This window comes from Desulfitibacter sp. BRH_c19 (assembly GCA_001515945.1).
Classification (GTDB): Bacteria; Bacillota; DSM-16504; order Desulfitibacterales; family Desulfitibacteraceae; genus Desulfitibacter.
In genome coordinates, this window is the sequence record LOER01000014.1 from 1 (window position 1) to 26,306 (window position 26,306).

Annotated in this window: 29 protein-coding genes and 1 pseudogene; 26 read left to right on the forward strand and 4 right to left on the reverse strand. The window is 34.8% G+C overall.

The window, feature by feature from the left end; genetic code table 11:
* From APF76_14240 to APF76_14305, 14 genes and pseudogenes are all read left to right on the forward strand, one after another.
* Positions 1–417 (forward strand): annotated as a pseudogene (locus APF76_14240).
* 304 nt (positions 418–721) lie between these two features.
* Positions 722–1,054, forward strand: a complete 333-nt coding sequence (locus tag APF76_14245) for a hypothetical protein (protein ID KUO52648.1) — start codon at positions 722–724, stop codon at positions 1,052–1,054.
* A gap of 306 nt (positions 1,055–1,360) precedes the next feature.
* Entirely contained in the window at positions 1,361–2,704 is a 1,344-nt protein-coding gene (locus APF76_14250; GenBank protein KUO52649.1) for a hypothetical protein, read from the forward strand.
* Positions 2,705–2,914: 210 nt separating this feature from the next.
* Complete coding sequence (locus APF76_14255) at positions 2,915–4,015, forward strand: hypothetical protein (GenBank protein ID KUO52650.1); 1,101 nt, start codon at positions 2,915–2,917, stop codon at positions 4,013–4,015.
* Positions 4,016–4,132: 117 nt separating this feature from the next.
* A complete protein-coding gene (locus tag APF76_14260; GenBank protein ID KUO52651.1) occupies positions 4,133–4,675 on the forward strand; it encodes a hypothetical protein in 543 nt (180 codons plus the stop codon).
* A gap of 400 nt (positions 4,676–5,075) precedes the next feature.
* A complete protein-coding gene (locus tag APF76_14265) occupies positions 5,076–5,549 on the forward strand; it encodes a GNAT family acetyltransferase (protein ID KUO52697.1) in 474 nt (157 codons plus the stop codon).
* 242 nt (positions 5,550–5,791) lie between these two features.
* Positions 5,792–6,019, forward strand: coding sequence for a hypothetical protein (locus APF76_14270; protein ID KUO52652.1), 228 nt, complete (start codon positions 5,792–5,794; stop codon positions 6,017–6,019).
* Positions 6,020–6,184: 165 nt separating this feature from the next.
* Complete coding sequence (locus tag APF76_14275) at positions 6,185–6,415, forward strand: hypothetical protein (GenBank protein ID KUO52653.1); 231 nt, start codon at positions 6,185–6,187, stop codon at positions 6,413–6,415.
* A 70-nt stretch (positions 6,416–6,485) separates the two neighbouring features.
* On the forward strand, positions 6,486–7,172 hold the full coding sequence (locus APF76_14280; protein ID KUO52654.1) for a two-component system response regulator: 687 nt from the start codon (positions 6,486–6,488) through the stop codon (positions 7,170–7,172).
* Positions 7,169–8,635 (forward strand): hypothetical protein, encoded by a 1,467-nt coding sequence (locus APF76_14285; protein KUO52655.1) that lies wholly within the window; start codon positions 7,169–7,171, stop codon positions 8,633–8,635. The genes APF76_14280 and APF76_14285 overlap by 4 nt, the downstream gene beginning before the upstream one ends.
* 171 nt (positions 8,636–8,806) lie before the next feature.
* Positions 8,807–9,298, forward strand: a complete 492-nt coding sequence (locus APF76_14290) for a hypothetical protein (protein ID KUO52656.1) — start codon at positions 8,807–8,809, stop codon at positions 9,296–9,298.
* A 123-nt stretch (positions 9,299–9,421) separates the two neighbouring features.
* Positions 9,422–10,039 carry a methyltransferase type 11 gene (locus APF76_14295; protein ID KUO52657.1) on the forward strand — a complete coding sequence of 206 codons (618 nt, stop codon included), beginning with the start codon at positions 9,422–9,424 and terminating at the stop codon, positions 10,037–10,039.
* Positions 10,040–10,276: 237 nt separating this feature from the next.
* Positions 10,277–11,077 (forward strand): hypothetical protein, encoded by an 801-nt coding sequence (locus APF76_14300; GenBank protein KUO52658.1) that lies wholly within the window; start codon positions 10,277–10,279, stop codon positions 11,075–11,077.
* A complete protein-coding gene (locus APF76_14305) occupies positions 11,016–12,365 on the forward strand; it encodes a hypothetical protein (protein ID KUO52659.1) in 1,350 nt (449 codons plus the stop codon). Before APF76_14300 ends, APF76_14305 begins: the two co-directional genes overlap by 62 nt.
* Before the next feature lie 163 nt (positions 12,366–12,528).
* Here the strand turns inward: APF76_14305 and APF76_14310 are convergent, their stop codons facing one another.
* The gene (locus APF76_14310; GenBank protein ID KUO52660.1) at positions 12,529–12,912 is read right to left on the reverse strand and encodes a hypothetical protein; all 384 of its coding nucleotides are present in this window, start codon (positions 12,910–12,912) and stop codon (positions 12,529–12,531) included.
* Between the two features lie 266 nt (positions 12,913–13,178).
* Between APF76_14310 and APF76_14315 the strand changes: the two genes are divergently transcribed.
* The 8 genes from APF76_14315 (at position 13,179) to APF76_14350 (ending at position 19,217) form a co-directional block, all read left to right on the forward strand.
* Complete coding sequence (locus APF76_14315; protein ID KUO52661.1) at positions 13,179–13,391, forward strand: hypothetical protein; 213 nt, start codon at positions 13,179–13,181, stop codon at positions 13,389–13,391.
* Between the two features lie 24 nt (positions 13,392–13,415).
* Entirely contained in the window at positions 13,416–13,928 is a 513-nt protein-coding gene (locus tag APF76_14320; protein KUO52662.1) for a hypothetical protein, read from the forward strand.
* Positions 13,929–13,934: 6 nt separating this feature from the next.
* Positions 13,935–14,672 (forward strand): hypothetical protein, encoded by a 738-nt coding sequence (locus APF76_14325; protein KUO52663.1) that lies wholly within the window; start codon positions 13,935–13,937, stop codon positions 14,670–14,672.
* Positions 14,673–14,869: 197 nt separating this feature from the next.
* Complete coding sequence (locus APF76_14330; protein KUO52664.1) at positions 14,870–15,136, forward strand: hypothetical protein; 267 nt, start codon at positions 14,870–14,872, stop codon at positions 15,134–15,136.
* A gap of 44 nt (positions 15,137–15,180) precedes the next feature.
* Positions 15,181–15,390 (forward strand): heavy metal transport/detoxification protein, encoded by a 210-nt coding sequence (locus APF76_14335; GenBank protein ID KUO52665.1) that lies wholly within the window; start codon positions 15,181–15,183, stop codon positions 15,388–15,390.
* Positions 15,391–15,460: 70 nt separating this feature from the next.
* Positions 15,461–17,929, forward strand: coding sequence for an ATPase (locus tag APF76_14340; GenBank protein KUO52666.1), 2,469 nt, complete (start codon positions 15,461–15,463; stop codon positions 17,927–17,929).
* Between the two features lie 103 nt (positions 17,930–18,032).
* Positions 18,033–18,578, forward strand: a complete 546-nt coding sequence (locus tag APF76_14345; GenBank protein ID KUO52667.1) for a hypothetical protein — start codon at positions 18,033–18,035, stop codon at positions 18,576–18,578.
* Positions 18,579–18,995: 417 nt separating this feature from the next.
* Positions 18,996–19,217, forward strand: a complete 222-nt coding sequence (locus APF76_14350; GenBank protein ID KUO52668.1) for a hypothetical protein — start codon at positions 18,996–18,998, stop codon at positions 19,215–19,217.
* A gap of 326 nt (positions 19,218–19,543) precedes the next feature.
* On the opposite strand, the gene APF76_14355 is transcribed toward APF76_14350, so the two are convergent.
* Both APF76_14355 and APF76_14360 read right to left on the reverse strand, forming a co-directional pair.
* Positions 19,544–21,766 (reverse strand): hypothetical protein, encoded by a 2,223-nt coding sequence (locus tag APF76_14355; protein KUO52669.1) that lies wholly within the window; start codon positions 21,764–21,766, stop codon positions 19,544–19,546.
* 277 nt (positions 21,767–22,043) lie between these two features.
* Positions 22,044–22,955 (reverse strand): cysteine synthase, encoded by a 912-nt coding sequence (locus APF76_14360; GenBank protein ID KUO52670.1) that lies wholly within the window; start codon positions 22,953–22,955, stop codon positions 22,044–22,046.
* A 207-nt stretch (positions 22,956–23,162) separates the two neighbouring features.
* Between APF76_14360 and APF76_14365 the strand changes: the two genes are divergently transcribed.
* The 4 genes from APF76_14365 to APF76_14380 all read left to right on the forward strand — a co-directional run bounded on the left by APF76_14365 (position 23,163) and on the right by APF76_14380 (position 25,132).
* Positions 23,163–23,546, forward strand: a complete 384-nt coding sequence (locus tag APF76_14365) for a hypothetical protein (GenBank protein KUO52671.1) — start codon at positions 23,163–23,165, stop codon at positions 23,544–23,546.
* 97 nt (positions 23,547–23,643) lie between these two features.
* Positions 23,644–24,036 (forward strand): hypothetical protein, encoded by a 393-nt coding sequence (locus tag APF76_14370; GenBank protein KUO52672.1) that lies wholly within the window; start codon positions 23,644–23,646, stop codon positions 24,034–24,036.
* 7 nt (positions 24,037–24,043) lie between these two features.
* Positions 24,044–24,808: a hypothetical protein gene (locus tag APF76_14375; GenBank protein KUO52673.1), complete on the forward strand. Its 765-nt coding sequence runs from the start codon at positions 24,044–24,046 to the stop codon at positions 24,806–24,808.
* 57 nt (positions 24,809–24,865) lie between these two features.
* Positions 24,866–25,132 carry a hypothetical protein gene (locus APF76_14380; GenBank protein KUO52674.1) on the forward strand — a complete coding sequence of 89 codons (267 nt, stop codon included), beginning with the start codon at positions 24,866–24,868 and terminating at the stop codon, positions 25,130–25,132.
* Between the two features lie 115 nt (positions 25,133–25,247).
* On the opposite strand, the gene APF76_14385 is transcribed toward APF76_14380, so the two are convergent.
* Positions 25,248–26,183, reverse strand: a complete 936-nt coding sequence (locus APF76_14385; GenBank protein ID KUO52675.1) for a cysteine synthase — start codon at positions 26,181–26,183, stop codon at positions 25,248–25,250.
* Positions 26,184–26,306: the final 123 nt, after the last annotated feature.

A 26,306-nucleotide genomic window follows, 5' to 3' on the forward strand; every position in this document is an offset into this window, starting at 1 on the left:
GGAATGTTACATTCTGATACCCCTTGGCAAAAAATAGACCATGAAAATCAGGATATTGCTCTAGGAAAAGACCTAATTCTCGAATTTGTTACTAATGCCGGTATCAATCCGGACGTTTTTGAAGCGATGACTTCCCTGATGTACCATTTCCCGAGTATTTTCAAGGAACCTGGATTGCACATTCTTTCCAAACACCAAAAGGAAACCGGGGGATTGCATTTATTCTCTGGTGTAAATACCGTGTTTTATTTGGAGAGGGCTATTCAGAGATACTTACTGCTTGATAATACTGAACCATTACCAAGGGACTTACATGAAGCCTGTTGTGTTTTACTGAATGCACTCATTGAAATGGCTTCTTCCGAGGCGTACTACCTTCGTGAACACTTGATTCGGTCTCGAAGGATAATTAATTAAGAAGGAATTTTAAAGCTATATTACTTACCAGTATCCATATACTGGGGGGAAAACTTAACTTCGGATAAGGCTAATAACTGGCAGTTAGCTGAGAAGTAATAACTATATGAATCTATCGTATTAGATTGACATTCATGACAGAAAATTCTATAGTTGTTGCAGGAAAAAGCAAATTCCTATCTTTTATTCCTTCCATCTGCCAAGATAGCCTTAATTTTTGAGGAAATAGATAAACATCCGGCAGGAGTTTCAAAATGCCTGTAGAATACGCCTGCAGTGATGTATTAGAGAGAGGGGTATGATGATGTCTACAGGCTGGACAGTTTTTTATGTTAGTACGGGCACTATACTAAATGTCGCCGGTATTATTTGCGCCGCACGTGTGCTTTTTAAAATACAACGCTCCTATGGGCGTGGTCCTCTATTTCCATGGATACTCCATTCACTTAGGATGGTCAAGAAAATTATAAGTCAGGTGATGTTCTGGTTACGAAGGAGAAAGGATGTTGTTGTCCACTCTGAGTGTGCCACTGCTACGGCTACTGCCGGAGGTTCAGTTAGGGCAGTAGTACGCGTTGGCTTTCCTGAAGGCATCTCTGACTCACAAAAGAATAATTGCACTTGCAGTTATAGCTGATTTTTATTGGTTGGATGTGGATAAAAAAAGATGGGGCTGGATGAAAAATTCGTCTAAACAAAACAGAATTTTATTCTTTATTGCATATTTAGTAGCTCTAGGGTTTATTTATTTAGGGTTAAGCATTAAATAGTTTCAGCAAACTATTTTACTTGGAATCATTTAGCTAAGCTTTTGCTTAATATTCCATTAATAGATTCTAACAGCATTTGATATTATATTAGGCGTATCAGATGGAAAATGTGAAGTAAAATACAGGAAACTAAGATTTAAAGTGCAGGTTTTACAATAAGTGAGGTGTAAGTAATGCTTAGATATTTGACAAACATACTAATATTGTTAGCAATCCTTGTAGCTATTTCAGTAACTGGATGTAATAATATAGCCCAAGAGTATGGCATGGGTTTAAAAGAAACTGAAAAAGAGAGTAATCGTGAAGTGCTAGATAGCATTATTAACTCAAATGATCGGGACCAAGGCTTGGTATGGGCAAGTGAAAAAGCTCCTGTATTAGAGCTTACTGCTAAAGACCAGGGTATAACCTTTACAGTTCATCAGCTTATTGCTGATTCAGTCAGAGTCATATTAATTGCCTCCTGGGAGGATGAAGAAGGACATTCAGAGACTACGGGTGGAACTAACCCATCGATAAAACAAGCTTCTAGTCAACTGTTTACCTCTAGTTCAACATGGCGTGTTAGTAGAACTGATGATGGTAAAGCAAGTGGTATTTTTTTATTCTACACATCTTTGGATCTTGAGAAAGAAACAGTTATGGTGGAGTTTGAAGAAATAGACGGTGTGCGTGGGGATTGGAGTATGGAAGTGCCGGTTTTCAGAACTGGTAATGACCATGAAATAATACGTGGACTAATATCTGAAAGCGATGGTTTTGAATTTTATGTATATGAATTAATACTAGGCAGTACTGCAACTAGTATAAACTGGGGACTACAAGATACAATAGCCGATGAAACAGAAAAGAGAGGTTATTGTTTAGTAAAAAAAAGACAGTGGGATATAGGTGAAATATGGGACTCCCCATTTTTTAGTAGAATAATACTAGAAGACACGTTGGTTTTGATGAACAACAAAGAAATAATTGATAGCTATGAGATTTCTGGGGGAGGTAGTAGTAAAAGCAGTATATCATCTACCGAATATCACCTGCCAGTTAAAGAACCCTCAGAATTGAAAGTGATTCTAAAAAACATAGTCATGCAAAAAACTAACCCTGTAAAGCTAGATATAAAAAAATCTAATGACAAATGGAAAGAATTCGCTAGAGAAATAGAAGGTACTATGGTGAAGGTAGAAAATATTGATCTAAATAAAGGAGAAATTGTTCTTTCTTATCAATCTGGGCGCTTGATTGAAATGAGTTCACCCATATTGAAAGATAACCAAGGTACACTATACGAATTTAAAGAGATGAGTGGAGAGATTCCAGAACTAGATTCAAAGATGGAGGAAATATATGATAAGCAGCTTGAAATGGAAGAAGCTGCTACAATATTTCATAATCTTAAAAGATATCAGACCTTGTATTTTGAAGCTCTACCAGAAAATTTAGACACCTTATATTTATCTTTTAAAGAAGCTATATTTGTATCAGATAAAGAATGGGTTATTGAAATTCCATATTATTGATCCTTAAGGGCTTACATCAAGCTCTAGAAATGATTCTAAACTGACTTTAAGGAATTTTATGCACCAATGACACATCTGATGGATAATGTGAAAAAAGCGGAGACCAAAGGTCTCCTCTACAACATAGAATATCAATTAAAGATAAAAGAGAATAAATACATTTTCAGAAATAAAAAAGTAGATTGAAAAAATTTTTTCGAGGAGGTAATGATGATTTTTAAAAGAAAATTAATTGGTGTATTAGTTGCGTTAATTATGCTGTTTACATCTGTATCAGCTTTAGCTGAATCTTCTATTTATATTAATGATGAGAAGATTGATTGTGTTAATGTGCAGCCAACTTTGGTCAATAACCGGATAATGGTACCTATACGCTTTATTGCTGAGAATCTAGGTGCTGATGTTATTTGGCAAGATCCCAATATTATTATAAATCAAGATGGCTTTAAGCTCAGGTTAAGTCCTACAATTAATCTTGACACAGATGGTTTTGAACTAAAATTAGCCTTAGATTCAAAAGCGGTATATAAAGATGGCAAAGCTATAGGCAACCTAGACATAGCTCCCTTTTTAAAAAACGATAGGACAATGGTTCCATTGCGATTTGTTGCTGAAACCTTAGATGCTAAGGTTGATTACATAAATGGTAGTGTATTTATTAATCCCATATCTAGGAAAGAACAAGCAATAAAAAAATCAATTTATTTTAATTTAGCTTTAGAAAAAAGATTTGATCACCTTCCAACTTTTTTGGAAGGCGAGCAACCAGATCTTAGAAGTTTGCTTATGTATGCCTATTTTAATCAGAAATATTATCAATACTATTATGAATATGATCCTATGTCAATTGAACATGTGAATCAAGTAGCACTTGATAATTTTGATATGGAAGATGTCCTCCATGAATCTACTAAAGAATGGGACCTAGAAGGTAATACATATATTGCAACAGGATGGAGTTATTCTAGTGCCTGTTTCTATGAATTAAAAGAAGAAAGAACATATCTTGAAGATGGCAAGACAATGATTGATGCAATACTAGATGAATATTCTTTTTTAGAGTACCAATACGCATCGAATGGATTTTTGCCTGATTTTAACGAAACCTACTCTAAACCTATGATGTATGTTTTAGAGAAGAAGGGGGACGAAATAAAAGAAGGACCCATGTCTACTATAGATGCAATTGAGTCCTTAATAGTTATAGGAGATACAGACCATTTTGAAAAAAGGGGCACGTTAAAGATAAAGTATTATATAGATGAATCTACTGGTAATATGATATTTATAAATGTGGAATTTAGTCAGTAAAAAATAACCAATGAAACAGCTTAATTTTTCAATCCAAAGAAGAGGCGGTCTCCGACCGCCCGCTTGAGACGTATCATCTATTAAATACGCATAAGAAGGAGCTGAAGTATATTTCCTATGGATAATCATAATAATCCAAAAGATATGAGCTCAGACTCATCTGGTCACAAAGAAAAGATTAAAATGTTCTCTAAAAGACAAATTTTTAACAGCTTTATTATATTAGCATTTGTTTTAATTATCGGTAATACTTTTCTGGAAACTTTCAGTACCGATGAACTTGTTATAGATAAATTGGGGGCAACACCGCATAGTGCCGAAATCGTTGTATTGGATGATTATTATAAAATGTATGAGTTAGTTGGAGAAGATTTAGAAGTATTAATGGTGTATCTTAGTGATCTAAGGCTTCGCAAGGTTTTAGTGTCAGATAGCACATCATTTAGTGCAAAACCTATTGTGGGAGAGAACTATACTCTTCATGTAAAAACTGACCCCAATGATTTAGGTATTTATCAGGCACAAACCATACATCTTCACATGGGTACTAATGGCAAGCTTTACCTCAGACTGCACTCAGAAGACACTTATAGAATAACCGAACCAAATAGCCTTAAAGGGTTGTATGAGCTCCTGAAGAATATGGATATACAGGACTAAATTATTTTTGCTTTTTAACGGATTCTTTCGAGCTCATTTTGAATGTCTACCTCAAACGCTTATACCTTACCGCCCATAAATTTGGTGTTAGTTTCTAAGGTCGGTCGGTAAAGTAACGCTAGGTCAAAAGAGCAGCACCTGGTCCATATTAGCTGCGAGTTTTTTAGTAGGCCCAGGAGCTGCTTTTTTGTTTGTCAGAAAGTTAAAAGCAAAAGCAGGTGAACATTTGATAATGCGTCTCAACAGAAGAATAAGGTATAATGAATATTAGTTGAATAATGTGCGGCAAAAATCATTTACATAATTGAGTAAATTTTATTTTGATTTATTATAGAGTTAAACTATAGATTAGAAAAGAAGGGAGAACTATGTCGTGGATAGATATATTTTTCAAAAGGCAATGAATGAAGATATTGATGAAATTTTGATACTTATACAAAAACGTATAAAATGGATGGATGAAAATAACATAAGTCAATGGAATAAAACGAATTATCTCAAATACTATCCCAAAAACTATTATGAAGAATTAGTATCAAAGGGTCAACTTTATGTTGTTAAATATGGGGATTTAAACAGTGTTATAGGAGCATTTGCATTATTAGAACAAGATAGGTGTTGGAATGACAGTTCACAAAGTTACTATATTCATAATTTGGTTACCGATATAGGGTTTTCTGGCATTGGAGCGACTATAATTAAATTCTGTGAACAAATTGCAATTAAACATGGTAAAAGTAAAATTAGATTAGATTGTCAGGCTTCAAATCATAAGTTAAATGAATATTATAGTGGACTTGGATTTGAGTATGTTGGAATGGTTCAAGAAGGTAATTATAATGGAATCAAACTAGAAAAGAAACTTAACTTATAAGTAAAAATTAATCAGTATCTACGTCGCAATCTCTATAAGATACGACTCAAAGCACTATTATAAACAATTATTAGTATTAAGCTCTCCTGAATTTCGGGAGGGCTTTTCTATTGCTCCATTTAAGATTAGGTAAATTTCACATAATATACACATTTTCGTCCAAGAACTATCAAACTTGTCTCCTATACTTAGCTCAACCGCTTAATCGTATTAAAATTCTAAAGTTAGGAGGATGAAATAATATGAAAAAACTTATGATCTTAGCAGTAACAGTATTATTGATTTTGGGAGTTGCGGCAGTATCCTTTGCAGAAGTAAAAGCAACACAAAGTGAACAAATTCCGGTTCCTGAGAGATCTGATCAAGAGTTTTATGAAAATATGTGGGAATTTTGTCACGGTGAAAATGGAATGATGAACCAGTATTTTGATGAAGAGGATGGATTGAGGGGAACCCAAAATAAGATATAAACAAAAAGAACAGGTTTTAACGAAGAGAGCTCATCTATATAAAAGGTGAGCTTTTTAAATAACATAAACTACTGATAATAATCACAATTTCATCAAATCTTAACTATATAATATAATCAGATTGGAAGTGAACTAGTAAGAATCATAAAAAAGGAGGAACCTACTGTGCATATGTTTGGATATGGCTTTGGATACGGTTGGGTTGGGATGTTGTTAAACATGTTATTCTGGGTGTTTCTATTTGTAGGACTTATATTCCTGGCAAACAGAATAACAAACAAAGATGATGAGAACATAGCTTTTAAAATATTAGATGAAAAGCTAGCGAGCGGAGAAATTACCGAAGCAGAATATAAACATAAAAGGGACATCTTAAAAGGTGCACAAAAGGGCTAAGTGTATTTTTAACTACACCAGTGATATAATGATAGAAATATCTTAAATGTGTATGTTTGGAGGTGAAATTATGGATAAACCAGTAGTTTTAGTAGTTGATGATGAAGAAGGTATTAGAGATTTGGTTGAAATATATTTAAAAAAAGAAGGTTTGATTGCAGAAACAGCTGCCAACTCTCAGGAAGCACTTAAAAAAATAGAAGTGAAGGATTATGAGTTGTTTATAGTTGATGTAATGATGCCTGGCCTTGATGGTTTTGGTTTGGTGAAGGAAATAAGGAGTTTTAGTGATAAACCAATTATTATGCTTACAGCACGAGGAGAAGAGTATGAAAGAATACTTGGGTTTGAATTAGGGTGCGATGATTATGTAGTGAAACCCTTTAGCCCAAGAGAGTTAGCTCATAGAGTGAAGGCTATGCTAAAAAGGACTCTGCCTAATAATAAGCAAGAAAAAACACTTAAGTTTCCTCGACTGGAAATGGATCCTGTAGCGCGGAAAGTACTACTAGATGATAAGGAATTAAGTCTAACTCCGAAAGAATTTAATTTACTATATTATTTGGCCAGTTCACCTGGCAGGGTGTTTACCCGTGACCAGCTTCTTGAAAATATCTGGGGCTATGACTTTTTTGGAGATTTAAGAACGGTAGATACCCATGTAAAAAAGTTAAGAGAAAAACTGGGAAGAGATAGTGGTCCTGATTATATTAGTACTGTTTGGGGAGTAGGATATAAATTTGAGGTGACTCAATGATTAATAGAAGTATTATCTTAAAACAATGGCTGGCAATTGTTTTGCTTATTATGGTTGTCTTGATGTTTCTTAGTTTTGGTCTATTTAGTCTATTAGAAGACTTTTATTACTCCCAAATATCTACTGATCTTATCAATAGTGGTCAGAAGTTAACAGAAATAATAAATGAAGAAGATGATCCACAATATCTGATCTATGAGTTGACGCTTTTAGGCGATGTTCTTGATTCCCATATAGTTATAGTGGGAAGAGATGGAACCACTCAAGCATGTGATTCAATGATGGAGCCTCCTGCTGGACTTCTTCTTAGCCCAGGAGAGTTGGCAGAAGTCTTTGCTGGTGAAATTATTGTAAAAAGGGGTTACCATCACCATCATTTTGACGGGCCCATGCTTTCAGTAGCTATTCCAGTTTATCAGGGTGATAGTGTAGAAAGAATAATAATGATGTTTAAGCCAATTGCACCAATTACTAATACCATTAACTCCATGAGAGAGTTGATTATATATAGTGCAATAGCTGCAATTATATTAGCAAGTACAGTAAGTTTCTTTTTATCTAAAACCTTAGCTAAACCCTTGGTACAAATGAATAAGGTTGCAAATGAAATGGCAAAAGGTGATTTTAGCAACAAGGTGAAGGTTAATAGTAAAGACGAAGTAGGGTTGTTAGGTGCTAGTTTAAATAACCTTTCGAACCAGTTAAAAAATAAAATATCAGAACTATCCCATGAAAAGTCCAAGTTGGAAAAGGTCTTAGCAAAGGAAAGGGCAATTGAGCAGATGCGTCGGGACTTTATTGCCAATGTATCTCACGAATTGAGAACCCCATTAAGCTTACTGCAAGGATATTCCGAGGCCATAATTGATGGAGTAGCTGAGAATTCACAAGAACAAGATAGGTATGCTAAGGTCATATTTCAGGAAACATTAAGGCTAAAAAGAATGGTTAATGAACTCTTTGATCTTTCTAGATTGCAAACAGGAAACTTTACACTTTCAAAAACAAAAGTCAATATCACCTATCTTTTAAAGGCTATTCAAGAAAAGTATAAACCCTCTATTTTAAAGACAGATTTAGAACTTAATATAAGCATTGAAAAAGATCTGCCTGAAGTAGATGGAGATTATGATAGATTACAGCAAGTCCTGATTAATCTAGTTGAGAATGCCCTTAACCATACGGTAGAAGGAGAAATATCAATTAAGGCATATACAGATGATATAAAACAGATTCATGTAGAAGTTTCTGATACTGGTTGTGGAATTCCTAAAACAGACTTAGATCTAGTATGGGAGAGGTTTCATAAAGCAGACAAATCGAGAAACAGGGGCAACAAAAGTGGTACGGGACTTGGATTGGCTATTGTTAAGAGTATTATTGAAGCACATGGAGGGAATGTCTGGGTCAGAAGTAAAGAAGGAGAAGGAAGTACATTCGGCTTTAGTATCCCAAGTAAATAGAAATAATTAACCCTGGGGCTCCCAGGGTTTAATTATTGTCATAGTTAGTGGAAAAATACTAAGATGCATCTAAAAATGGTCATAGTTTCATCAAATGTTTCTTTTATAATACAACTAACTTAAATAACAAAAAAGGGCTACTATAATTTAAACAAGAGAGGAGTTTTAAATATGAAAAAGAAGTTAATGGCGGTAACACTATCGGCTTTGTTAGTTGTGGGTATAATTGGAGGAATTGCTTATGCAAAGGATACAAATCTAAATGACGAAGTAACAGAAGCTAAGCTAGAAGTGGAGAGCAATCTCAAGGAAGAAGAAGTTCTTAGGGAAATAAAGAAAAATAAGGTTGAGAGCAGAAACTATGAAAACATGGATATAGAATCTATGACGGAAATTATGGATAATATTGATTTTGAAGATATGCAAAGAACGATGGAAAGTATGGATATTGAAGAAATGAACAGGATAATGGAATCAATGGGTATTGGCGACATGTCAAGAATGATGGAAGGGGTTGATTTCGAGGACATGCAAAGGATGATGGAAAGTATGGATATAGAAGAGATGAACAAGATAATGGAGTCAACGGGTATGGATGACATGCATAACTCAATGATTAACGGTATGATGGGTCAAGGAATAGGTGGCATGATGGGCAAATAAGTCCTTTATATAAATGTCCGATGGGAAAATATAACGTCGGGCATTTTTTGTTTTCATAATTTATGGGATTAAACTAACACTAAATTTAAAGTATTTTAATAACAACGAAAAGATGGTGGTTTTATGGAAAAGGAGATTACGCAAAGGGTTAGAGATAAGTACGATGAAAAAGCAAAGAGTTATGATAAGATGATGGGACCCATGGATAGGATGATGATGGGAAAGTGGAGAGAAATACTTTGTAAGAACGCAAAGGGACTTGTATTAGAAGCAGGTGTTGGTACGGGAGCAAACTTTCCATACTATCCTCAAGGAATAAAAGTAATCGGAGTAGATTTCAGCCAGAGGATGTTAGAAATTGCAGAGTCTAAAGTCTCACAAACTAATATTCCCGTTGAATTGATGTTAGCGGATATACAGGAGTTACCCTTTGCTGACAACACCTTTGATACTATAATAGCTGCTTGCGTCTTTTGCTCTGTTCCATATCCTATAAAGGGTTTTAAAGAACTAGGCCGTGTGCTCAAACCAGAAGGCGAGATTTATCTTTTAGAACATGTAAGAAGTAAAAAGAGTGTAGTAGGAACCGTAATGGACTTTTTGAACCCCTTAACCGTTAAATATCATGGTGTTAATATTAATAGAATAACTGAGGCTAATATGCTAGAGGCAGGGCTTTCAATAGTTGAAGTTAAAAATCTACTATCCGATATTGTAAAGCTTATCACAGCAAAAAAATAATTCTACATCGCTGTCGGACTGAAAAGAAGCTGGAACTAATTTTCCGTCAAATCCATGAAGCAATAGATGAAGTTGCTCAAAAGGGTAAAACTAGAGTTATATGGAAAAAGACTAAAATAAATCAAATAATGGTCATATTTTCATCAAATATTACTTTTATAATAAGCCTGGCAATACATATAAAAACTTTCTAAAAAGCCATCGGATAAATTTAAAACGAGAAAGGAGATTAAATAAATGGGATTATCAGCAATCCTCTTTTTTTTGTTCTATATTCTTCCATATATAACTGCATTATTTTTTATGATAAATATGGCTATTAAAATTAAAAACTGGGTTAAGGTACCAGTACCCTACGAATTAACTGTATTTCCATCACCTTTAACCAAGAGTGGAAAAATAAAAATTCTACTAAAAGAAACATTTACTTTCCGTACACTTCTCTATGGTAACAATAAAATATTTTGGTTTTTCTCAGTTGTGTTTCATTTTTCCTTAATTGTTGTATTGGTAGGTCATATACTTGGGATATATTTTACTGGAGAGCATTTTACATACCTTGGATTATCTGGAGATGAAAGTAAGCTTCTTTCAAATTTTTTTGGTAATCTTGCAGGAATTCTGCTTATGATTTCAGTTCTGTATCTGTTGCTACGGCGTTATTTTATTCATCTTATAAGAATTATTTCAGTAAGAAGCGATTATTTAATATTATATTTGCTTATTGGAATTATTTTAACAGGAAATGCTATGAGATTTTTCAACGGAGTAGAGTTGATAGAAGTTAGAAATTATATTTGGGGACTTGCAATCTATAGTATGGAACCGTTACCAAAAAACGCTTGGTTTTTGATCCATTTTACTTTAGTGCAAATGTTTTTACTGTATTTTCCTTTTTCAAAGCTGGTCCATTCATGTGGCTACTTTTTTACCCAGAGTTTAGTTAAAAATCAGATTGAAAGACAGGTGAAAGAAGATGACATTACAACCCAACAAACAGCTGATTCCATATCTGGCAAAAGACTTATCTCCAATTGATGCTTTGGTGATACCTGATAGTGCAAAGCCTGCTTATGGACTCGAATTGCTTGAAAGATTTATTAAAAATAAAAGAGCACTAGCTCTTTATATGGAAAACTGTACCCGCTGTGGAGCGTGTATAAATCAGTGTCACTCATACCTTGGTACTCAAGATAAAAATAATATACCAGTTATGAGGACTGACCTGGTTCGTAGAGTATATAAGAAACACCTTGCAGCAGGTCCCGCATTTCTGCGAAAACTTGATGGTCAATCTAATCTGGATAACAATACTATAGATTCATGGTACAAGTATTTTTATCAATGTAATCAATGCCGTCGATGCGCAGTATTTTGCCCTAAGGGTATTGATACAGCGGAGGTAACTATAGCAATGAGAGAAGTCCTTGCACATCTGGGCATGGTTCCCAAGTTTATTATGGATGTCACTAGAAATCTGACTAGAACAGGCAACAATATGGGTATTCCTCTTGCTGCACTAGAGGATTCAATAGATTTCTTAGAAGATGAGCTCAAGGAGGAAACAGGAAAGGACATTGCTATTCCCCTTGATATGGTAGGGGCAGAGGTTTTGTATAATCCATCTTCTGCGGATTTATTTTCAAATACTGACGGACTCATGGGTGTTGCAAAGATGTTTTATGCTGCAGGGGTTAGTTGGACTCTTAGTAGTCAAATCATTGAAACGGCTAATTTTGGCCTTTTTTTTCATGAACCTACTTTAATAGCACACAATAAAAAGTTAATTAGAGTTGGTAAACAGTTAAAAGTTAAGAGAATTGTTGCGGGTGAATGTGGACATGGGTGGAGAACGTGGCGTATGTTTACTAAAACTATTAACGGTCCTTTGCCCTTTCCTGTAGTTCATGTGTTTGAGGAGGCTTTAAATTATTATAGGCAGAAAAGAATTAAGTTTAATAAAAACAAGAATATAAAAACCGTTACATTCCATGATCCATGTAACATGAGCCGTGCTACGGGTATTGTGGAGGAACCAAGAGAGATTTTACGGGAATGTGTTTCAAACTTTATTGAAATGGCTCCGAGGGGATATGAGAGTTATTGTTGTGGTGGGGGTTCCGGGCTTCTCATGGACGAAGATTATGAGCTCCGCATGAAGCTTGGCAAGGCCAAGGCAGATTCTGTGATGAAGACAGGAGCAGAGATTCTCTGTGCTCCTTGTGCCATATGTAAGGCTCAGCTACCTCATGTTATGAAGCATTATAATATAAAGATAGAAGTTAAGGGTTTAACCGACTTAATAGGAAATGCATTGATTCTATAGCAATAGGAAATATTGTATAAGTATCTTACCTGCAAAAGAAACCGTTGTCCACGCTAGTAACACTAATGAACTTGTTCATTAGTGTTCAGTATGTGCAATTGTAATTTTTACAATGTGTAGAAATACTATTGTAACGCGCAAAAAATTTTAAGAACAGCTGAAATTATAAGTTATCGTGGCAATCCCAACAATTAGGTTCTATTCCTGCATAATCATGACAAGCATCACAAAACTCATCTCTATTAGAATGACAATACAAGCACGTCTCTTGTATACACTTTTGATATTCTTGTCCATCACTTGCAACATAAACCCTATCTCCTTCTCTAACTACTGAAGTTCTCCAATCAGCAAGTAGCTTCATGTGATTTTCCCTCATATAATCTGTGTCCTCTATGCATTCCTTTACCTCTAATGCTTGAATTTCTGGAGTATCTAAACTAATTTCAGGACTCTCTACTTCTTGACCAGCATTATACCAAAAGGGTACAGAAAGCAAGCCTATAAGGATTAAAATACCAATTATAACTTTTAGATACTTAGACATTTAGATTGCCTCCACCTAGAAAAATATTGTAGTCTTTGCTTATAAACTTATTATTCCTAAAAATAACAAGCATATGATGATTATTTGTACTTATTTAATGTTAATTATCTACTCTGCACTTATAAATTTACTATTATTCTCTGCAATTTCATAGTAGAGACATAGTTAGTTCAAAAATTAAACATATTTCTCTAGTATCCTATTCTTAAAGCAATTCTTAAGGTGTGTATTATTCAGTAAGTAAATTTAAGAGGGGGTAACATAATATGCTTAAAAAACACGGTTGGATGATGATACTATGTTTAATACCTATGATTGCAGTTGTATTTTTCTTTGGCAGGGTAGAAGGTTTTAACTGGACTTGGTTGATCCTACTTTTATGCCCTTTAATGCATATCTTTATGATGAAATCAATGCATAATAATGAGGACTGTGAAGATTCTAAAGAGAAGCCTGTTAAAGATTCAGGTAGTAATTAAATTCAGAACATGGGAGGCAAAAAAGTGAGGTATAAGATATATATTTTTTTAATTATAATGATTTCGCTAATATTTTTAGTAGCTTGCAATGATACGACAAATAATAGTTTAATAAATAATGATGACCAAGGTGAAGCTAGTGGGGAGTTTATAAATCTAAGTCCTAAGGATTATGAACGTTACAATAGTGATGGTGAGTTAACTATGGGTATTATTTTTGCAGATCCCCTGGGAGAAGGTAAAGACGGATACCTTTCCTTTGTAGTGGCTATAGACAATCATAGTTACGATTTAAACGAGTATGATCTAAGTGATTATGCCACTTTAGTAAATGATAAGGGAGAAAGTCCAGAAGGCAAACCAAAATGGGAGTTATTTAGTGGTGGGGGACATCATGTGATTAACTATCTATTATTTCCTGATGACGGATTTATTACAGCTGATACTAAGTATATAAAATTAGTAATCAATGACTTTATAGACATTCCAGTACGAGAATTTGTATGGGAAAAAGAATTCTTAGGCATAAAGGAATAACCTATAATGTCAATATTTTTAATTGCCTTTTTAGCTGGAATAGTATCCTTTATCTCACCATGTATAATTCCCATGCTGTCAGTATACTTTTCCATGATAACTGGACTTTCATTAAAGGAATTAAGGAGCCTGCCTAGTGGTGGCTCTTTAAGAAAATATGTTTTAGGTAATACCCTTATGTTTGTTTTAGCTTTTACCATTGTTTTTACACTAGCTGGCGGAGCAGCGGGTGTACTAGCCAGCTTTCTAGCAAAGTATGGTAGATATTTTGAAGTGTTTGGTGGAACCCTAATAATTGTACTTGGTTTGAGCATGTTAGGGCTAATCAAGATTAAATTTTTAGATAAATGTAGAATGCCTGGGGAAGCTGATGCTAAGAAAGGGTCAGGATATTTTTCATCCTTTGTAGTGGGATTGCTATTCGCCGTTGCTTGCTCCCACTGTATTGGACCAGTTTTATTCTCCATTTTAATCATGGCAGGATCATTAGGATCAGCAACAAGCGGCATGCTAGTAATGTTTGTATTTTCTATAGGATTAGCTATCCCCTATTTGATAGCAGGTCTTTATATGGATAAGATTATAAAGGTAATTCACAAAACCCATAGTTTTGCAAAAGGACTGAGTATAGTTGCAGGAGGTATTATTATTATACTAGGAATACTAATTCTGACGGGAAATTTTGATATATTGACTATGTATACATCGAAATTAATACCGTTTAAGCTTCCTGTTGGAATGTAATAAACATATTACCAAAGTGAAGAAAATATCTGAAATGGGCAGCATGCAATTGCTGCTCATTTTAATGTAAATATTTACTTGACAGATAAGAATAAGATAGTATAATAATATCAAGCCCACCCAATATGGGGAGGGGTAGCCTTTTTAAAAAATAAGAACTTGATTATTGGAGATTATAAAGATGGAGGTGTGTTTACATGGAATGCTCGGATAAAGTGCAAGTTTTGAATCTTTTAAAAACTTCTAAGGGACAAATAGATGGGATTATTAGAATGGTTGAAGATGACAGATACTGTGTAGATATTTCAAAACAAATACTCTCAGTACAGGCACTAATTAAGAAAGCAAATTTGAAAATAATTGACCAGCATATTAAGCACTGTGTGAAACAAGCCTTTTCAGAAGGACATGGCGATGAAAAGGTAGATGAGATTATTGAACTAATTGGTAAATATGCAAAGTAGTTGGAGTTAAAGATAAACAATCTACTAAAGAAAGGATGTTTAATATGACAAAGAAAATCTTTATTGAAGGTATGACATGTGGACATTGTGCAATGAATGTTGAAGAGGCAATTAAAGGTGTATGCGGTGTTAAGTCAGTAAAAGTGGATATTGCAGGAAAGTCTGCAATAGTGGAACTGACACATGAAGTAGATGATGAAAAATTGAAGTTAGCAATAGAAGATGCTGGATATAAAGTCACGCTCATTGGATAAGGTCGAAATAGACATAGTTTGAAATACTATTTGAAGCTAGAGATTATTGACGAGATAGGAGATGTTTATTGTGACCCAAGTAACATTAAAAGTTAAAGGTATGACCTGCGCATCCTGCGTTCGCAGAGTAGAAACAGGTCTTAAGAAGATAGATGGTGTTATTGAGGCTAATGTAAATCTTAGTACTGAGAAGGTTACTATTAATTATGATGAAACAATTATTAAGGTAAATGAAATTATTAATTCTATAGATGAAATGGGTTATAGTGCCTACCAAGCTAATGTTGAGAAAGCTACACTACCTATTGGCGGTATGACGTGTGCCTCTTGTGTACGGCGTATTGAGATAGGCATTAAAAAGATAGCAGGAGTAAGTTCTGTTTCAGTTAATCTGGCAACAGAAAAGGTTACAGTAGAGTACGATAATGATGTCATCTCCCTAGCTGATATTAAGAGTGCAATAGTTGACCTTGGTTATCAGGTTTTTGAGGGGACAAAGGAGACAAGCGAAGACCGGGAGAAGCTAGAAAGAGAAAGGGAAATGAAAAAGCTAAGACTTGATTTTCTTTTGGCGGCAGTCTTGACAACCATAGTGTTAATTGGTTCACTACCGGATATGGTGGAGGGCTGGGGTCAATGGGTACCAGCATTTTTAGTATTGCCAATGACAAAATTTATACTAACCACTCCTGTTCAGTTTATATCAGGATGGAGGTTCTACAGAGGAGCTTATGCAGCCTTATCTCATGGCACTAGTGATATGAACGTTTTGGTTGCAATGGGGACCTCTTCCGCTTGGCTTTATAGTGCAGCTATGACATTGTTCCCTACTTTTCTGACAGGTCTAGGTTTTCCATATCAACTTTACTATGATGTGGCAACAGTAATTACTACTTTAATTCTTCTTGGAAGATTATTAGAAGCAAAAGCCAAGGGTAAAACATCAGAAGCTATTCGGCACTTAATGGGTATGCAGGCTAAGACAGCCAGAGTGGTTAGAAACGATCAGGAGAAGGATATTCCTATTGAGGATGTAGTGATAGGTGATATAGTAATTGTTCGTCCTGGTGAAAAAGTACCTGTAGATGGTGAAGTTGTAAATGGTCGTTCAACCTTAGATGAGTCCATGCTAACAGGAGAAAGTATGCCAGTTGGAAAGTCTGTAGGCGATGAGGTGATTGGTGCTACAATCAATAAGACTGGTACTTTTAAATTCAAAACTACCAAAGTGGGAAAAGACACCATGTTAGCCCAGATTATACGGCTAGTTGAGGAAGCACAGGGTTCAAAAGCTCCAATTCAAAAGCTTGTGGATGTTATTTCCTCATACTTCGTTCCAGCTGTAGTAATTACAGCAACATTAAGCTTTGTCCTATGGTGGGCTTTTGGACCAGAACCATCTTTAATCTTTGGTTTAACTACCTTTATCGCAGTACTTATTGTTGCCTGCCCCTGCGCGTTGGGGTTGGCAACTCCCACAGCTATAATGGTAGGTACAGGTAAAGGCGCTGAAAACGGCATTCTGATAAAAGGTGCTGAAAGTCTGGAAACCGCTCACAGAATAAAGACCATAGTATTTGATAAAACAGGTACCATTACCTTTGGGGAACCTTCTCTTACCGACTTAATAGTAAATGACGGTTATCAGAAAGACGAAGTTTTGCGTCTAATAGCCTCTGTAGAAAAGGGATCAGAACACCCGTTAGGTGAAGCCATTGTTAAAGATGCAAAAGAAAAGGGACTTGATTTGGATGAACCTGAAGACTTTGAAGCAATTCCTGGACATGGAATATTGGCTAGGGTATCAAATAAGATTATTATCATAGGAAACCTACGTTTAATGAAATCTAAGAATATTGAGGTTTCTGATAGGATGTTAGATGCTTCAGATGAAGTAGCCGATGAAGGAAAAACGCCGATGTTTATTGCAATAGATGGAAATGCAGCGGGTATAGTTGCTGTTGCTGATACTGTAAAAGAAACCTCATTAAAGGCTATCAAAGAACTTAAGAAGATGGGAATTGAGGTTATTATGCTAACAGGAGACAATAGGCGTACAGCTGATGCTGTGGGCCGTCAAGTTGGAATTGACCGTGTGCTGGCAGAGGTATTACCAGAACACAAGGCACAAGAGGTGAAGAAGCTGCAGGAGGAAGGCAAAGTAGTTGCAATGGTTGGTGATGGCATTAATGATGCACCAGCACTAGCTCAGGCAAATGTAGGAATAGCCATTGGAACGGGTACTGACGTAGCCATGGAGGCATCTGATATAACACTTATTCGAGGTGATTTGAGAGGGGTTCCGACAGCAATTAGACTATCAAAGGCAACCATGGTTATGATATGGCAGAATCTGTTTTGGGCTTTTGCTTATAACGTTGTACTAATTCCAGTAGCAGCGGGTTTGTTATGGCCAGTCTATGGCATTATCCTAAATCCAATGATTGCTGCTGCAGCCATGGCCTTTAGTTCAATTTCCGTAGTGCTAAATACAATGAGGTTAAAAACTTTTAAGGCTGCTCCAGAACTAACCGATTAATATGGAAAAATATTAGGATGAAAGATAGACATATGATAAAAGCAACAGGTTATAATATCTGTTGCTTTTATGTATTCTCTTTATGATTAGAACTAGGAATAATATGGAAAAAAACAAAAATGCATCTAAAAATGGTCATAATTTGGTCAAATATTTCTTCTATAATAAAACTAACTTAATAACAATTTTAAAAAATGACTACTATAATTTAAAACAAGAGAGGGGTTTTTGCAAAATGAAAAAGAAATTTATGGCGGTAACACTTTCAGCTTTTTTGGCAGTTGGTGCAATGGGTGGAATTGCTTATGCAACAGAGGCTATTAAAGGAGAAGCATCAGAAACGAAGGTAGAGGTAGTAGATACTGTTAAAGAAGATGAAGTACTTGAGTACATAAAGAAAAATATGATAGAAAGTACTGCTTATCAAGGTATGGGTATAGGTATTATGAATCAGATGATGGGTTCATTTGATTTTGAAGACATGAATAGAATGATGGATTCAGTTGACGTGGGTTATATGTCTGAAATGATGGAAGGCATTGATTTTGAAGATATGAACAAGGCGATGGAAACAACGGGTATGGGTAGTATGTCTGGGATGATGAACGGCTCAATGGGTCATGGAATGGGTAATATGATGGGCAGATAAGCCCTTTAATATAAAATGTCCGATGGGGAAATAACATCGGGCATTTTTATTAAATTGTATTGTACTTGCCAGGCTTGTTATGAATGTTTTAATGCATGTTTGAATGAACCTGATCTTAATGCTAGGAAAAATTGCCTAAGTATACTAGTTGAATGTGCTATGATGTGTCAAATGTCAGTAGCAATAATGTCAATGAGTGGGCAGTTTTCGAAAGATCATTATGAATTATGTGCTAAAATCTGTGATAAATGTGCACGGTGATTTCCATAGTTTTTTTTAATAAAGGTTGTTGGTTTATAAATAGTTAACAAAATCTACTTGTTATATTCACAAATTCATCAAAAACTATCTTTATAATGAAAGAGAATACTTCACCAATAAATTGGAAAAAATTTTACAAGTAGGGAGGACTATATTATGCATATGTTTGGATATGGATTTGAATATGGGTGGCTTGGAATGTTCTTGAGCATGCTAGTTTGGGTGTTTCTATTTCTGGGAGTGATATTGTTAGTAACCAAAATCATAAATAAAGGTGATAATAAAAAATCAGCTCTTAATATCCTAGATGAAAAGTTTGCCTCTGGCGAAATTACTGAAGAAGAATATAAACACAAAAGGGACGTATTAAAATCTTAAAAAAAAGAAGTAAAAGACTATTAACATTAACATAAGATAGCGGCAATACATGATGGGCAGATAAGCCCTTTATATACAAAATGTCCGATGTAATTAAGCCGGGCATTTTTTATATCATATTTAAAAGTGGGTTGAGTTGCAAAAAAAAAGACCCTTTATCTATAAAGATAAAGGGTTATCTTGGTATCCCAAGATAAAAGAAATTCAGACCTATGAGTCATTTTTAGTATAACAAATCTTTGTGTAGTATATAGGTCATATATTTGAACTTTTTGTGACTACTAGTTGTATTTCCAGTATATTATCTTTTTCTAAGATAATAATTATTACTCTGAAACCTGCGTGTTGATTAGTTTTTGGTAATTGATAATAAATATAAGATAGAGCAGGGCTCCAATTCCTAATGTCCAATTAATCCCTAACATCATAGCTATGATTAAAGCCAATATTGAACCTAGCACAGAAGTCCAGCCATTTACTCCCCACATTAGAGGTATTAAGTCTTTATTTTTTCTATCTGCCATTATTATTAGCCCTTTAGGAAAGGGTATACCTAGGGCTAAGCCTAAAGGCAGGATGATCAATATTGTAAGTAATACTTTAAACTGTAGAGTTCCTCCCTGAAAATACACAAAAATATTTGATAAGGCAAAGGTTAGAAATAAGGTGTAAATCACTATAAAAGCTGCTGGGACGGTAACAGGAAGTTTTTTAAGATAAGCTCCCAATAAACTTCCTAGTCCACCACTTGTTAAGATGGCAGCGATAACTAATGTAAAGGTTAAAATGGGGTTGCCTAAAAATAATATAAATACCTGAATTAAGGGTATTTCAATAAGCATAAAGCCAACACCAAGTAAAATGAAGTAATTATAAAAGGGCTTAACTGTTGGTTCTCTGAACTGTTCCTTATATGGCCTTAAGGCCTTCCTGCCAATGAAAAAGATAGTTGCTAATATAAGCAAAATAGTCACAGGAATTGTATTGCCTCCGGAATTATAAAAAAACGGGGAGTTATCAGTTACCACCCAACTGCTCATGTTCTGTGAAACTAGTGTTTTGTCAGGCTGAAGATAGGGTAGATGCAGTATTTCTTTCCCAGTTTCGTCTGCCAGTAATTGTAATTGTTCAGCCTCGGCTTTCGTAAAAGGTTCCTTTTTAACAATAAGCAGTGGATAAGATATTCGAGAATGAGAATCCATCCCATGATTATTATTAAGATAAGCAATAGAATTTACAGCCTCTTCTCTGCTTAAACCACGATCTTCTAGAGCCTTGACCGATGTAGCTATTGCCTTTTGTAATTCACTTTCCACGTGAAGAACCAAGCCTAATTTTCCATTCGTATTTAAAAGATTAAGATACCTACTAAAAGCTTCTACTGTATAGATGTAGTTTTCTGATAGAGCATACCCAATAGTTTCTGCCGCTTGGGTCATAACCATTGATAGGTAGATTACATCATAGCTTCCATTATTCTGGGTTACAAATGTTCTCCCATCTTGGTTAAACACCCTGGTCCCTGGCAAATCATATATTCTACCATTAAAATCAGCAAATTCACGAACCGCTTCAATTGACCCTTTGTTTATTTCTACAGCTGTAATGTCTTCAATACCAGCTAATTTGGCTAATACCAGGTCCATGCCTCCTCCAGAACCAATAACTAGTGAATTGGAGTTGTCTCCTACGGCAAAGGGCAAGTATCCTATCTCTTCTTTTAAATAAGCTACCTTATTTAGATCACCATCAAAGGGTATCATTCTGGAAGCAGCACTACCATCTATCAATACAATTTTGTCTTCCGTGCTATCTGTCTCAATTACATCGGTACGTGCAAAAGAATTCCAAGTAGTAAAGACTGATTTGGAATTTCCGTTGATTTGGCCTAACATCTTAGCATTTCCAGAGTATGCACTAAAGTTGCCAATAATTCTGTCTAACGTACTTCCTGATAATAAGAGTATTAACCCTAAAATTAGTACACTCAATACCCCTGTGAGAGATTTTGGTATAGGCTTGAGTAAAAAGTATGCCACTAGAGCAAATAAAGAAATGAATAGTGAAACCACAGCTATGCTGTAGTTATCTAAAAGCATAATAATCAAAATGCTACCAACTCCAGATCCTACTAAATCAGCAAAATATATATATGAACTTTTTCTTGTGAAGCGATGGAAGCTTTCAGCTAAAAACATTCCTCCAAAGATAAAGGGGAAGCTTCCAAGGAGAATATAAAAATAGGATGCGAGGGTGAAAAAGGGTGCTTTATAAATGATAAAGATTACAGCAGTAATTGATAAGGCTAATAAAAGAGAACTTCGTTCTAAAATATTTTCCGCAGTAAAATCATAATACAATTGATTGTCATTCTTAATTTTATAGACAAGTATGCCTCCAAGTCCTAAAGCGAGGATAGCAATGGATATGGCTAAATATACGAACTGATACCACATAAGTGTAGAAAATAATCTAATTAGACTAATTTCATATGTGAATAAGGAAAGAGAAATCAGAAATACCGACAGGATCAATTTTTTAACCTGCATTTTTATATTTCCTCCTAAGTTAATAATAAAGTTGTAGAAATAGATTTTGTCAATAAAATTTTCCTTAATAGAGTATACAAATCTAAAGCACCACTCGCGTAGTGATGCTTTAGAATAAAAAAGGAAGTTGAGTTTTTGGCTTTGAAAACTCAAAGTTACTGGCGCTTAGTAACTAGCTTTATTCTACATAAACAAGTTGCATAAATAAATAGTGTTCACCAATTGTTCACAAACTGTTACTACTTAGGACACAGTATGCTACATATAAAAATAGCTTTTAAAATATTTCCATGCTCATATATCTTTCTCCTGTATCAGGAGCGACAGCTAGTACTTTTTTGCCTGGTCCTAGTTTTTTAGCAATTTTTAGAGCTACAAAAGTAGAAGCTCCCGTTGAAGGACCACACAAAATACCTTCCTGTTGTGCTAATTCCTTTGTTGTATAAAGAGCTTCTTCATCGGTAATATGAACAATTTCATCAAAAATGTTCATATTCAACGTATCAGGTATAAACCCCGGACCAGTACCAACAATTTTATGCTTACCAGGAATTCCTCCTGCTATAACAGGGGAATTTTTAGATTCAACGACATAGATTTTTAAATCAGCTAAATATTGTCTTAGTACTTCTCCCGTTCCACTTATTGTTCCACCTGTACCAGCAGTAGAAACAAATACATCAAGCTTTCCATCCATATCCTTCAATATTTCCAAAGCAGTTGTGGTTTTGTGTACATCAGGATTTGCCATGTTAATAAACTGATTAGGCATGAAACTATTAGGTATTTCGCTCAATAATTCTTTAGCCTTCTCTATACATCCAGCCATTAACTTTTCAGCAGGTTGTAAAATTACTTCTGCACCATAAGCTTTTAGTAAACTTACTCTTTCTTCAGTTGCAGATGCTGGCATAATAATAATAGTTTTATAGCCCTTGGCTGCAGCTACCATTGCTAATCCAATACCAGTATTACCGGATGTAGGCTCAATAATTGTTCCCCCAGGTTTTAATAGACCTTGTTTCTCTGCTTCATTTATCATGTTTAAAGCCGCTCGATCCTTTACTGAATTACTAGGATTGAAGCTTTCAAGCTTTAAATATACCTCAGCAGAATTAGCTTCTGGAAGTCTGTTGAGTCTAACTATAGGTGTATTACCTATAAGTTCAGTAATATTGTTAACTAACACTTAATCACATCCTTACAATTATTCCAGAATAGGTTTTCGTTCTAATTTATCAAAAAAATGTGTAATTACTGTGATTATAATTTGATATTTATAGCTTCATAATTTCATCAATAATAATTCACGAAACACTCAAACAAAGGATAAAGAACAAACATAGGCATCTTGTATTATAAAGCTAGAACAAAACATAAAAAAAGGAGGAATAAAATGCAAATTCCAAAGGAAATAGTAAACCAATTGACCAAAATATCTGCCTCAAAATATGTTATTAATAATGAAGAGATGGATAGGATGATAGCTACGGGAGAAATAAAGGATTTTAAAGTTCTTGACATTAGAGAAAGGAATTTATATCAAAAGTTTTGTTTTCCAAACTCTTCAAACATTCCATTTAAAGAGCTGGGAAGAAATATAAAATCTTTACCTTTAGATACAAAGATATTAATAATCTGTAATACTGGTTTTACTGCAGCACAATCGTTATCACTACTAAATTTAATCGGATTCAAAGCACATATACTCGAAAATGGAATAAATGGATATATAGAAGAAGGAAAAAATGCTCTGAATAACATTTTAAGGGTTGCATGAGTAAAAAGAAGCCATGGTACATCTATTTCCTTTTAAGTAAATAGGCTGAACTGATGGCTTTTTTATAAAAATGAAAATTGTAGGAGGGTATAACAAAATGAAAAAAAATTTAACTAAGATTACAGAAAGTTTTTTTGAAAATATACCAAATGATAAGTACGGATTTGAATTAACGAAATTTGAAGAATTAATAGTATCAGGAGATATTAAAGAATATTTTTTAGTAGATGTGAGGAAAAAGGAAGAATTCTCACAGGAAAGAATACCTGGGTCAGTAAATATTCCATATTATAAATTCTCTTCACAGGTAATGGATATCCCATTAGAACAAAAAGTAATAATAATAAGTAAAAGAGGTATAATAGCCGCTCAAATTTGCTCGCTTCTAAATGCCTGTGGATATAGCACATGGACATTGAAGGAAGGACTGGATGGGTACATGGATATAGGCGATTTTCTAGAAGGTGAGAAGTGTAGTTTGGAGAGGTGATATTTACATGGAAGTAGCGGTAATAGTAGCAATATTAGGCTTTATAGGTGCCTTTATTGCAGGAATGGTGGGTATCGGCGGTGCAATAATAATGATTCCTCTATTATATTTTGTTCCTTCTATTTTAGGATTTAAACAATTAAGTATGCAGACTGTGGCAGGTATTACAATTGTACAGGTTTTAATCGCTACAGGAACAGCTGCCCTCGTGCATAGAGCTGACAATTATATTAACAAACGGCTAGTGAAATGGATGGGAACTACAATTATAATAGCGTCATTTATTGGAGGATTTGCTTCAAAGTACGTCTCAGAGACCGTAATGCAACAAATATTTGCTGTGCTTGCACTTATAGCAGCACTAATGATGTTTATTCCTAAAGATGAAAGAATTGGAGGCACTAAATTAAGTTTTAATAAGGTACTAGCTGTGGTTTGTACTTCCATTATTGGCGTACTAGCAGGAATTATCGGAGCAGGCGGGGCCTTTCTCCTTGTACCAGTTATGCTTTTTGTCTTAAATATTCCATTGAGAATAACAGTTGGAAGCTCATTGGCAATAGTTTTCTTTTCAGCCTTATCTGGTTTTTTAGCCAAAGCATATACAAACCAAATTGTGTGGAGTCTTGCCATTGCAATTATTATAGGTACTGTGCCAGGGGCATATTTAGGAGGAAGTGTAAGTAAGTACATACCTGTAAAAGTATTAAAAGGCTTCTTAGCTATTCTTATAAGTGCTACTGCTCTAAAGATGTTGATCAGTGTTTTTTGATGATTTCATTAAAGGTAGTAAAAATTTTAGTCAAATATGGAAACGGAGGATAAATTCATGAAGAAGAATTGTTGGGAATATAAAAGGTGCGGAAGGGAACCAGGAGGTAAAAAGGTTGAGCAAGGTGTTTGTCCAGCAGCCATAGATAATACCTCTAATGGAATGAATGATGGACATAATGCAGGAAGATATTGCTGGAAAGTAGCTGGAACATTTTGTGAGGGAGAAGTTCAAGGAACATTTGCTAAAAAGTTTAAAGATTGTTTAAAGTGCGATTTTTTTAGAGAGATAGCAAACGATGAAAAATTATGTATTAAGATCTGAAAATTCGACCAGTGCATCAAGTACTCTAAAGAACAGGGCTTCCATAGAGATACAAAGAATAGGATGATGAGGGCAATTCATCATGAATTGATGTATTGCCCTCATATTTCACACTCTACTCTGCCTGATAGAGCACAGTAGACAAATACCTTTCTCCTGTGTCAGGTAAGATGACTACTATATTTTTACCTGCGTTTTCTGGCCTTTTGGCCATTTGTGTTGCAGCAAAGGCAGCAGCACCAGAGGATATTCCTACTAATAAACCTTCATATTTTGCTAGTTCTCTGGCTGTTTCAAAGGCTTCCTGATTTTTCACAGTAATTATTTCATCTATAATTTTTGTATTTAAAATATCAGGCGTAAAACCTGCGCCAATACCTTGTATTTTATGAGGTCCTGGTTTTCCTCCAGAAAGTACCGGAGAGTCTGCTGGTTCCACAGCTATTATTTTTATGGCTTGATTTTTAGACTTTAATACTTCACCAACACCTGTTATAGTTCCACCTGTACCTATACCAGCTACAAATATATCCACCTCACCATTTGTATCTCTTAAGATTTCTTCAGCAGTTGTCTTTCTGTGTGCTTCCGAATTTGCCAAATTTGTAAATTGCTGAGGCAAATAAGAATTTGTAGTAGATTTAGCTAATTCTTCTGCTTTAGATATGGCTCCCTTCATACCTTCTGGACCAGGGGTGAGTACTAATTCAGCTCCTAGAGCTTTAAGTAGATTCCTTCTTTCAATGCTCATTGTTTCAGGCATTGTCAGGATAAGTCTATACCCCTTTGCTGCAGCTACAAAGGCGAGAGCGATTCCTGTATTACCACTAGTTGGCTCAATAATAATAGAATCTTTGTTTAACAAACCATTATCCTCAGCATCTTTAATCATTGCATATCCAATTCTGTCTTTGACACTTCCAGCCGGATTAAAATATTCTAGTTTAGCAATTACTCTAGCATCTAAGTTTTTGGCTGAGCTATAGTTTGTAACTTCGAGCAGTGGAGTATTACCTATTAAATCCGTTAAATTTTTTGCTATTTTTTCCATTTCTTAAATCCCTCCAAATACCTAGTATATCGCTAGGTTTAATAGTCTATGTTCTAATATTAAGTGTAAATCAACTATATGTCAAGTTATAAGCATAAATTTTGCGTAGAACAATTTTTTAAA